The 10,687-nt window shown below is 70.4% G+C and carries 8 protein-coding genes; 2 read left to right on the plus strand and 6 right to left on the minus strand.

The window, feature by feature from the left end:
• Positions 1-229: 229 nt before the first annotated feature.
• The gene (locus ABGA99_RS10730) at positions 230-1,480 is read right to left on the minus strand and encodes a CU044_5270 family protein (protein WP_347582527.1); all 1,251 of its coding nucleotides are present in this window, start codon (positions 1,478-1,480) and stop codon (positions 230-232) included.
• The gene (locus ABGA99_RS10735) at positions 1,477-2,103 is read right to left on the minus strand and encodes a sigma-70 family RNA polymerase sigma factor (protein WP_347582528.1); all 627 of its coding nucleotides are present in this window, start codon (positions 2,101-2,103) and stop codon (positions 1,477-1,479) included. Before ABGA99_RS10735 ends, ABGA99_RS10730 begins: the two co-directional genes overlap by 4 nt.
• A 540-nt stretch (positions 2,104-2,643) precedes the next feature.
• On the opposite strand from ABGA99_RS10735, the gene ABGA99_RS10740 reads away from it, so the two are divergent.
• Together ABGA99_RS10740 and ABGA99_RS10745 are read left to right on the plus strand one after the other, a co-directional pair.
• Positions 2,644-2,775 carry a hypothetical protein gene (locus ABGA99_RS10740; protein WP_347577136.1) on the plus strand — a complete coding sequence of 44 codons (132 nt, stop codon included), beginning with the start codon at positions 2,644-2,646 and terminating at the stop codon, positions 2,773-2,775.
• A gap of 35 nt (positions 2,776-2,810) precedes the next feature.
• The gene (locus ABGA99_RS10745; protein WP_347582529.1) at positions 2,811-3,236 is read left to right on the plus strand and encodes a thioesterase family protein; all 426 of its coding nucleotides are present in this window, start codon (positions 2,811-2,813) and stop codon (positions 3,234-3,236) included.
• A gap of 363 nt (positions 3,237-3,599) precedes the next feature.
• On the opposite strand, the gene ABGA99_RS10750 is transcribed toward ABGA99_RS10745, so the two are convergent.
• The 4 genes from ABGA99_RS10750 to ABGA99_RS10765 all read right to left on the minus strand — a co-directional run bounded on the left by ABGA99_RS10750 (position 3,600) and on the right by ABGA99_RS10765 (position 10,686).
• Positions 3,600-4,931 (minus strand): sulfatase, encoded by a 1,332-nt coding sequence (locus ABGA99_RS10750; protein WP_347582530.1) that lies wholly within the window; start codon positions 4,929-4,931, stop codon positions 3,600-3,602.
• Positions 4,932-5,172: 241 nt separating this feature from the next.
• Positions 5,173-6,975, minus strand: coding sequence for a sulfatase-like hydrolase/transferase (locus ABGA99_RS10755; protein WP_347577139.1), 1,803 nt, complete (start codon positions 6,973-6,975; stop codon positions 5,173-5,175).
• On the minus strand, positions 6,962-8,785 hold the full coding sequence (locus tag ABGA99_RS10760) for a fumarylacetoacetate hydrolase family protein (RefSeq protein WP_347582531.1): 1,824 nt from the start codon (positions 8,783-8,785) through the stop codon (positions 6,962-6,964). Before ABGA99_RS10760 ends, ABGA99_RS10755 begins: the two co-directional genes overlap by 14 nt.
• A gap of 53 nt (positions 8,786-8,838) precedes the next feature.
• Positions 8,839-10,686 (minus strand): glycosyl hydrolase family 28-related protein, encoded by a 1,848-nt coding sequence (locus tag ABGA99_RS10765; RefSeq protein ID WP_347582532.1) that lies wholly within the window; start codon positions 10,684-10,686, stop codon positions 8,839-8,841.
• Position 10,687: the final 1 nt, after the last annotated feature.

The raw sequence follows: 10,687 nt of genomic DNA on the forward strand, positions 1-10,687 counted from the left end.
ACCTCCCCGGACAGGTCCGCGGCGGCTGCCGAGGGCCACCATCCGGGCAGCGACCATTCCGTGCGGCACGAGATTGCTTGCCCCGGTCGGCGGTGTTCAGACACATCCCACCGCGACCGTGCACGACATCTCCGGCACGCGCCTTCGTGTGCGCGGCGGGGCCGCCACGGCGACGTAACCCGCCCTCTTCATGCTTCTGCGCACGATCCCCCTCCTGTCTGAGGTCTGGTCAAGGCATGGGGACCGGGCACGGCTTTGGCATCTTGCTGTCCGTCCATTCGGTCTTCTCGACCGACTCGGCGGAGATGATCGCTCCCGCCCTGTAGTCGGCGTAGTCGCCCGCGGGGTCGACCACGACGGTGTCGGCGGTAAGACCGCGGGACGTGGCCTCGTCGAAGATGAGCCGGTCCTGCAGCGTCCCGCCGTTCTCGCCCGGGGTGGTGAGGGCAGCGGCGGTGCCCTTCCGACCGGTGACATCGGTGACGTCGCCGATCACGGTGACGCCCTCCAGGCCGGCGAGCATCCGGAAGGCCGCCGCCTGGATCTCCCCGCTGACCGGCACATCGAGGAGCAGAGTGCGCGCGGCGTCGAAGAGGAACTTCTCGCGCGACCCGGCCGCCGCCTTGTCCTTGCCCGTGTAGCCGGTGAGAAGTTCGTCCCGGAGCGCTTCGGGGTCGGTCGGCAGGGCGTTCAACTGCTCCAGGCCGAGGCCCCGGCCGCCGAGGAGGAAGGGCGCCTCGCGTGTCGGCTTCAGGTTCGGGCTCCCGGCACGCGGCCAGATTTTCACGAAGGAGCCCATGCTGTCGGCGTCGCCCCAGAGCGGCATCCTGTCGCCGGAACCCACCTTGAACACCCTCGGCACGGCCGTGGCCAGGTCGATGGTGACGGAGACGGGGTTGGGCGATCCATCCTTCTCCCACACCTCGCGGTCGTCGGAGGAGGCGGGCGCGAAGGGGAAGTTCTGGCCCGATCCGCAGAACTCACCGGTCTCGGTGTCCGTCGAGTGGGTCTCGCGGGCACCGCCGGCGACCCCGTACTTCTCGGCGCTGTCACGGGCCGCGAACTGCTGCCACATCTCGTAGTCCACGCGCCAGTAGCGGCCATCCTGCGCGAGGTCCTGCGTCGCCGCCGTGTTTGCCGCCGCGAGCAGGACGGAGTCGGCAGCGGCGCCGGTCCGCGGCGCCACCGCGTCCAGCTTCCAGTGGCCCGGCTGCCCTGCCGGACCGGAGCCAAAGGTGGCCGAGATGACGAGCAGGGTGACGGCGGTGGCGGTGGCGAGGAGGCCGCCGCCCCACGCGTAGGGCCGCCGCACCACGCGCTGCGGCGGGACGGGGGCAGCGGCGAGCGCGGCCGGTGCTGCCATGGCCCTGCTCAGCTCGGCCGCGCGGGTGGTGGCGGGCACGGGGAGCTCCGGGTCCAGGTGAGCGGGGCGGGCAGCGGCCAGGCGCCGCATCAGCTCATGGGAGTCCGTACGGCTCATCGGGGGTCCTCTCCTGCGATACGGGCGGCTGGGGCGGTACGGGCAGGGCGGCTGGCCGGTCGGACCCGCCGCCCGTCCGGCACGGCCGGTGGTTCGGTGCGGTGGGCGTGGTGCACGACGGTTTCTTCGTGCACGATGCTCTCCAGGGCGCGGGCGAGCCGCCTGCGGGCGCGGTGCAGCCGCACGCGAAAGGCGACCGGTGCGCAGCCCAGTACGCGGGCGGCGGCGCGCTGGTCGAGGCCCTGCCACGCGATCAGAACCAGTACCTCGCGATCGTCCGGATCGAGCGCGGCCAGGGCGCGCAGCATCGTCATGCGCTCGGTGACGACGTCGGCGACGTCCGCCGTCACCAGCTCGGCCTGCGGCTGCAGCAGCGCCTCCCGCGCGGCACGCTGCACAGCCTCACGGGCAGTGCTGCGCACCTGCATGCGGGCCACGCCGAGCAGCCACGGCAACGGCGGCTCCGGAACGTCACGAATGCGTCGCCACGCCACGGCGAAGGTCTCGCTGACCACCTCGTCGGCACGCTGCTGCCCGGCACGCGTCGCGGCGTAGGCCCACACGCGCTGGCGACAGGCGTCATATATCGCGGTGAAGCGCTCTGCATCGTCGGACTCACCCATGATTCACCATCGATCCCTCCGGCGGCGTGTTGCAGTGCTGTCGCGAGGTAATGGTGCGAGCCGAGCGCATTGTTACCGACGGCGGCCGCGGTTATTCGCCCTCCGCGGCGCGGGTGCTCGGTCGTGGCACGGTCACGTGCGGGCAGCGTGAGCATCCGCGCCCGCCCGGTATCGCGCACCGCGCCCGCACATCCGGCGGCTCATCTCGCTCCTCGACGCGCACGGTGCCCGGTACCGCGTCATCGACCACGTCCCGAGGGACGCACCGAGGTGGTCAGCCGGCTCCGCGGCCACCCGTGGCCTACGCGGCGAAGTGCCTCGTCGTCATGGTGAAGACCGGCAAGCGCACCAGGCGGTACTTCCTCGCCGTCGTCCTCGGCGATGCCGGGGTCGACTTGGAAGGGCTGAAGAGCCTCGCTGAGGGCACGTACGTGTCCTTCGCATCGACGGGCAAGGCCGAGGCTCTCTCGGCAGCGTCAGCGGTACCATCCTGCCGTCAGCTTCCATCCGGATCTCGAACTCGTCGTCGATCCACGGCACTTGGAACATCCCGAGATCTTCTTCAATGCCGCACGGCTGGATCGCTCCCTGGCGCTGAACACTCAGGACTACCAGGATCATCTGCGTCGCATCGGCGCGCAGATCCGGCCGATGACCGCCGAGGATGCCTGAGCGACCACCTACCCAACAAGCGAGAGGTTCGACGGATGACATGGACCGCCCCGAAGCCCGGCCTCACGCACACCTCCCGACTGCTGGTCGACGATGACCTGACCGTTCCTGAGGTATCGGACGCACTGCCGGGCTTCGCCGGCATGCCCCGCGTCTTCGCGACGGCGTATCTCGTCGCGTTCGTGGAGAACACCTGCATCGAGGCGGTCGCTGGGCTGCTCCCGAAGGGGAGCAAGACGGTGGGGACTCATGTGGACCTCAGCCACAGCGCGGCGACCCCGGTCGGCATGGAGGTCACCGCTTTCGTCGAACTGGTCGAGGTGGAAGGGCGGCGGCTGCGCTTCGCCGTCGAATGCCGGGACGCCCAGGACGTCATCAGCAGTGGTCACCACGAGCGGCACGTCATCGACGCGTCGAAGTTCGATCACCGCATGGCGGCCAAGGCGGCCGCGGTCCCCTGATGCCGCCGAGGACGGATCCCGGACCGTCGGCTGACCAGCGCCCCCTCCGCCACCCGGGGACGGGCACACCACAGTGCACCCGTCCCTCACTCCAGGTGAGAGCCGGGTGCCGAGGAATCCTGCCCGCAAATCGGCGAGCGCGGGGTAGTTGTGTGTCCGAGGCGAGTCGACCACTGCACCCACGCCCTCACCCGGCGGACATCACCGCCCTTGGGGTGATCGCCCCCTCGCTGCCGAACCCAACCTGGACGGTGGGGTTGCCGCTGCGGGCGACGCGAGTTCTCCACGCAGCCACGTGGCGTGGCGCACCCGTCGCGCCTTCACCGCGCGGACCGGTCTTCGGCGTCCAGCGCGGGGCGCGGTTCAGTCATCCGCCGCCCCGCCCAGCAGACCGGCGGTCTTGATGTGCAGGGGCGAGGTGATCGCGCCGTGGAGCAGCGGGTCCTCTGTCCGCCGCAGCCACGCGTACAGACGCCGGGAGAGGTCGGCGAGGAGCTCGGCGTGCTCAGGGTCCCCGGCGAGGTCGTTGAGCTCGGCCGGGTCCTCACGCAGGTCATAGAGTTCCAGGGCGGCGTGGCTCGACTTCGGTCCAGCGATCTGCACCCGGGGGATACAGCGCCGGTTCCAGGACTGGCTCGGGTCCATGAAGGCGTGCGCGGAACTGAAGTTGGCGATCAGCTTGTGGGTCCTGGTGCGCAGACATCGGCGGGGGTCGTAGTAATCGTGATAGGTCATCTCACCGTAGACCTCGGCGTGCGGAGTGTACGGCTGCCCGCCGTCGAGCAGCGGCAGGAAGCTGCGGCCGTGCAGGTCTTCGTCCGCGGGCTGCTGGAGGAGCTCAAGCAGCGTCGGCACGAAGTCGGTGTTGGAGAGCAGTTCGTCGTGGACGCGCCCGCCGGTCCAGCCGCGTCGCGGGTAGCGGGCGATAAAGGCGACCTCTAGCCCGGGGTCGTACAGGGAGCACTTGGCACGCGGCAGGGCGACCCCGTGGTCGGTCGTGAAGATCACCAAGGTGTCCTCGGCGATGCCGAGCTCGTCCAGGTGGGCGAGGACGCGGCCCGCGGCAGCGTCCATGTGGCGGACGGCGCCCTGGAGCTCAGCCAGCTCGGTGCGGGCGGCCTCGGTGTCCAGCAGATACGGCGGCACGGCCACGCCCCGGCTGTCGTCGGGCTCGACATGGTTGCCGAGGAAGCCCTGGACGCCGTGCGGGTCGCGTGTGCCGGGGATGCGGTGCGGCTCGAAGAAGCCGAGCTCCAGGAAGAACGGCTTCTCACCGGCGAGGAGTTCACTGAGGTGGGCGATGCCGCGATCGGCCACGGGATCGGCGAGTACCTCCGACTTGTCGACGAGGTCGAAGCCCAGCTGCTCGGCGATCTCCTGATCCGGGAGGGTCCGGGACTCGTGGTGGACGCCGAGCAGCACGCTACGGTAGCCGGCCTCGCGCAGGATGCCGCCGAGGTGGCGCTCGCCGGGGTGCAGGTCCCAGGCGAACTCGTGGTGCGTGAGTCCGAGGACGCCGTTGGCGTGCGGCCAGCGGCCGGTGAAGAGCGCCGCGCGCGACGGGCTGCACTGCGGGGCCGCCGCGAACATGCCGTCGAAGCGGATCCCGTCGGCCGCGAAGGCATCGAGGCGGGGCGTGTGCACGGTCGGATTGCCGTAGCAGCTCAGCAACCTGCCCAGGTCGTGGCAGTGCATCACCACTATATTCGGGCGCGGCGGCGCTGACTCGGTCAGGTCCGTCCTCGCAGCCGTCCCGGCCATCCGCGGGCTCCTCTCGGGGGGTGTCGGCACAGGATGCGTTCGTTGACTGCTGCTGCGGGCCGCCGCCCGGTAGCGGTTGCAGTACGACTCATGACACATGTACGAGCCGCCACGTACCACTCCGGCCCGGCCCCGCGGCGGGCCTCCGCGCCACCAACGCGACGGCCCAGTACAGCTAGGGCACCGCGGCGAGCGCTTCGGCGAGGGCCCGGAGACGAGGGCCGTCCAGTACCGCGGGGGCGAGGGCGGCCAGGTCCCGCAGGGTCAGGTGGCCAAGGGTGGCGATCCGTGGGTTGCCGAACAGCCCGGGGACCGCCTTCTCGATGGCTTCGGCGGCTGCCGGTTCCGCGAGGAGGGTGGACAGCGGGCTGCGCAGATCGATGCGGCTCCGGGGCAGATCGTCCTCGGTGGGCAAGGCTGCGGCGGCCCGGTCTGCCGCCTCGCGTTGTGCGCGTACGAGCAGGTGCCGGCGGCCCACCTCGCCCTCCGAGGGGAGGCCCATGCGCTGGAACTGGTCGACCGGGGCATCATTGGCGCGCAGCAGTGAGACCAGCAGGCCGGCCATACGCAGTTCCAGCTCGTCGTCGAGGAGCGGGTGTTCCTGCCGGGGGTCGGCTTCGAGGTCGAAGAGGAGTGAGCCATGGTGGTGGGTGTTGCGCTGACCGTGGACGGGCACCTGCAGCACCGGGCAGTCTTTGGTGAAGGAGAACGGGGCGGCGAGCTCGGCCGCCCGGAGTGACTCTGCCGAGAAGTGGCCCTTCATACGCGTGGGCATCAGCGTGTACTCGTAGAGCGGCGCGTTGTCCTCGCCCGCGCTCGCGCGCATGTAGACGTAGCGGCCGTCCGTGACGTTGACGTGGCCGCCGAACGAGCCGAAGAGCGCCGCCTCCCGCACCGGGGCATCGCTCACGGTCGTGTCGCGCAAGGGTGCACCCTGCATGTCCGGCGGCCGATCGACCCCGAAGTACTCCAGCAGGGTCGGGGCGAGGTCGATGGTCTGCACGAGACTGTCGCGGCGTTCGCCGCGGACCCCGGTGCGCGGGTCCCAGACGAACAGCGGGGTGTGGATGTTCTCGTCGTACCAGGGCTGGACGTTCTTGCCCCACCAACCGTGCTCGCCGAGCAGGAAGCCGTGGTCGGTGGCGACAATGAGCATCGTGTCGTCCCACATCCCGTGGGTGTCCATGGCGTCCAGCACCCGGCCCAGCGAGCGGTCGCACATGCTCAGCAGCGCGGCGTATTCGTAGCGGACGTGCTCCACGGCCTGGGGGCGTTCGGTGGTGCGCTTGTACTCCGGCCAGTCGAAGTGCGGGCCGTCGTACGGGTGCGGGTACAGGTCCTTGTACTGCTTGTACGTGTAGAAGGGTTCGTGCGGATCGAAGGTCTCGATCTGCAGGAACCAGTTGTCCTGGGCATGGTTCGTCTCGATGAAGTCCAGGCCCGCGGCAAAGGTGCGCGACTGCGGGTGGTCCTCCTCGCGTTCGAGGTGGCCGCGGTTGACCCAGTCCTGGCGCCAGAGCGCGTGGCGCTGCAGCCGGGCCGCCTCGGGGATGTCCGGCTCGGCGAGTTGGCCCTTCCAGGGGTCGCCTTCCTGGCCGCGGAAGAACTCCCAGGTGGTGTAGCGGGTGTGGTACGTCGCACCGCCGTCCTCGAAGTAGTGCTGGTGGTCGGTGGCCAGGTGGGAGTGGATACCGTGCTCCCCAAGCAGCCGCGGCATCGAGTCGTCGAACGGCTCCAGCGGCCCCCAGCTGCGGTGCAGGAAGTTGTACCGGCCGGTGTGCAGTTCCCGGCGGGCGGGGACGCAGGGCATCGAACCCCCGTAGCAGTTGCCGAAGGTCGCGCTGCGCTCCGCGAGGCGGCGGAAGTTGGGGGCGTGCACCCAGTCATTGCCGTACGGGGGCAGGAAGCGCCGGTTCAGGGTGTCGAAGAACACCAGAATCGCCCGCGTCGGGCGCCCACTTCGGTCACTGTCCGGCATGCCGCTCCTTGGGTGCCAGCTCCGCCCCGACCGTACCGAGGCCTTCGATCTCGCCGCGGATCGCAAGGCCGGACTCGTACGCCTCCCGGGAGATGCGGAGGTACGCCGCGGTCCGGCCGAGTGTGATCACGTCCCCGGGGAACATGGTGATCACGCGCGAGATCGTGGTGATCAGCTCGTCCGGGCCCGCGATGTACTGCGACGTGTTGCCGTGGACTACCTGATCGCCGATTTCCAGCGACATGGCCCGGCCGCTCCAGTCATGCTCGGGCAGCGGCACGAGCGGCTCACCCACGATATTGAAGCCGTCCGCCCACCTGCCGTACACCGCGGGAATGCCGCGCTCGCCGAGCCGCGCCGGTTCGACCACTGCGTCGGCGAAGGACAGGTCGCACAGCGAGAGGAGCGGTGCGTAGCCGAGGATGACCGAACGACCGTCTTGGACATCTGCCGACAGCTCGCTTACCACCGCGGCCAGTTCGATGCCCACGACGATGTCCCCGGCGCGCGGCGGGACTTCGACGACCGATCCGCCGCCGGTGAGCGAACTGGCCGGACCGTTCAGGAAGCGCGGCACCTCCAGCTGCGCCAGGCCGTCCTGCGCCTCCGCCGATCGGGCGTTGCCGAACGACGTGTAGAAGTGGCGCGCCCCGCCCGCCGTCCACTCCCCCGGCGAGCCCGGCACGCGCGTGCCCGACACGGCCACCTCCCGGATGGCGTACGCGGGATGGGACTCCATCGGTACTCGCGGGCGCTCACCCGCGCCGGCGATCCGGATCGGGTTGACCAGGGTGCCGACGTTCTCGATCTCGACCTCCAGCCGGGTGTCCGGGTCCTCCGCGTCGTCCGGGAGGACCGGCAGGCCGTCGACGCCCATCGTGCCGAAGTGGATGACGTCGCCGGGGTACAGGGAGGCGAACGACGAGTACCAGTGGATGACGCGCTCGATCCCCATCAGGCTCGCCGCGCTGTGGGCGCGGTCGCGGGTCCGGCCCGACTGCCGGGTGTACATGAGCAAGTTGTACGGGTCTCCCACTTCGTCCTTCGTGACGAGGTACGGGCCCATCGGGCACAGGGTGTCGGCCTTCTTTCCGGCCCAGGACGCGGTGGCCTGGTACAGCCAGTCGTTGTAGCGGTCCGGGAGTCCGTAGCCGTCGTTGCCGGGGACCGCTCGGTAGTAGTAGCTGCCGGAGACGTCGTTGACCACGGTGTAGCCGGCGACGTGGTCCATCGCCCGGTCGAGGGGGATGTAGCGGCCGGCCTTGCCGATCACGATCGCGAGTTCGACGTTGTAGGCCATGTGCGGCAGGTGGTGGTCGTGCTTCATGGTCACCGGGCTGCCGGGGCCGATCGCCGCGCCCTGGGGCCGCTGATGTCCGAGGGGGAAGAGGTTGAGGTGACGGATGCCGGGCTTGTTGCGGATGAACGACGGGGAGTTGGTGACCAGCCCCCAGTAGAGGCGCGGGCGGGGGATGGGGGCGAGTAGTTCGACCTCGTCGACGGGATACCCGGAGCGCGGCAGCACGGTCGCGTCCGTGTGGGCCGCGAAGCGCTCGACGTACGCGACCAGCCGCGACAGCGCCGCCATGCCCGGCTCCTCCAGCGCCAGGAAGCCGGTCAGCGTGCCCGGCCACGCGTCCCCGAGGAACCGGGGACGCGCGGCCACGAGGCCGGACGACGGGATGGACGCGTACGCCGTGAGGAACTCCTCGGCGCGGCCGGGTTCGAGCACCCACGGCGTCCCGGGGGCCGGCTCGATGACGAAACCCCACCGCTCGGTGCCTTCGAACAGGTAACTGGCCAGTCTCACCGTGTCGTGTCCTTCGAGGGAGAGAAGAGAAAAGGGATGGAGGCGGTGGCGGGCTAGGTGGTCGCGATCGTCGGGCCCAGCGGCATCCGGCGCCAGCTCCCGCCGTCCGAAACGGCAAGCACCGATCGGCCAGCCGCGTCCTTCACCATCACCACCGCGCCGGGGGCCGGTTCGGGCAGGTCCGCGGCCGACACGGTCGCCAGTTGCAGTTGGTGGGCGTAGACGGTCCGCATCCTGTTCTCCGCCGAGCCGACGTCCCGCGCGTTGTCGGCCGTCGGGACGAGCCCGTTGATGTCCACCCGCAGGGCCGCGACCCCGTTGGTGCTGTTCGTCGCGCATAGCAGCTCGACGGCCGCGGCGCCGGACTCATTGGCCGGCACGACCCGTACGCCGCCCTTCACGCCGGGGCCCGCACCCGCCGTCCGGTCCGAGGCGGCGACGAAGCTGCCGTACGCGTCGGAGCCGACGGCGGGGACGCCGGTGGCGGTCGCCCGGACGACGAGGGCACCGTCCTTCGCCGCGGTCAGCTCATGCTTGTTGGCACCCGAGCCGCGGCGCTCGATGTAGTTCCCGTCGCCGACCGTCTCGGCGTACAGCACGCCGGCGGTGTGGGCGAAGGTGTTGCCGACGATCGTGGACCCGGTCAGCTTCCCGATCACGCGCACGGGCGGCGACGCGGCGACGGGATTCTCGCCGAAGGCGTTGCCCATGACCGCGACGCCGGCGGCGTCGCCGTTGATCCGGACCGCGCTCCACCGCTCCTCCTTGAGGAGATTCCAGTTCTCGAAGGAGTTCGACGAGACCGTGACCTCGGACGCCGTCCCGCCGAAGTAGATCGGCGAGCCCTCGATCCAGTGGAAGCCGTTGCCGGTGATCGTGACGTTGCGCGCCTTCGCCTCGGGACGGAACTCGATGGCGTGCGGAGGGCGGGCGCCGCCGCCGGGGTCGCCGCCGCCGAGGATGTTGCCGGTGAAGGTGAGGTTCGTCCCGCCGGAGGTGACGGAGACGATCGCTCCGCCCGTGCCGTTCTCGACGACGTTCCCCGCGAAGGTCGAGTTGATGATGCCGCCGGTGAACAGTCGCTTACCGATGTCGAGGACGTTGTTGGCGATCACCGCGCCGCGGAAGTTGTGGGCGTCGGCACCGCTGGTGATGATGGCAGTGCCCATGCTGTGGAAGTGGTTGCCCTCGATGAGCCACTTGCGCATCCCGTACGGCAGCACATGGACCCCGTCGCCGCCGACACCGGAGGTCGGCCACGAGATCTCCAGGCCCACGTCACCGACCGCGACCAGGTTGTTCGTGAACACCAGGCCGCGCCCCACCTGCCGCACCGCGGTGTAGAACTCGATGAACGTGCACTCGGTGACCGTCGCGTCCGTGTCGTCGGTATTCGGCGGCTCTGCCCCGGGGTCCCGGGCGATGCGCAGACCGATCGTGTTCTTCAGGCTCGGCGGTGCTACGAAGGCGAGGCCGCGGACCGCCGCCAGCGGGGCGCGCACCTCCATCGCCGTCCCGTCGAAGTCGACGTCGATGATCGAGGTCCGCGAGCCCATGGTGCCGGCACCGGCGAGGACGAGGCGGTTGAAGTGCGTGTCCCCCGCGCTCTCCACGTCGGGGACGACCAGCGTCCTCGTGATGCGATACGTGCCCGGCGGAAAGTAGACGATCTTGTTCTGCCGCTCGCGCTGCGCGTCGATGGCCTTCTGGATGGGGCCGGTGTCATCGGCGACGCCGTCGGCGACGGCGCCGAAGTCCTGCGGCGTCGTGGCATTCGCCACGTCGACCGTCTCCGCCGGCCTGGCCTGCGCGGGCGCGCTGATGGCGCCGGCCGCCGCAGTGCCGACGCCCGCGATGCCCGCGGCGCGCAGGAGATGACGTCTGTTCACACTCGTGCCCATG

Source organism: Streptomyces sp. B5E4 (assembly GCF_039871555.1).
Taxonomy (GTDB): Bacteria; Actinomycetota; Actinomycetes; order Streptomycetales; family Streptomycetaceae; genus Streptomyces.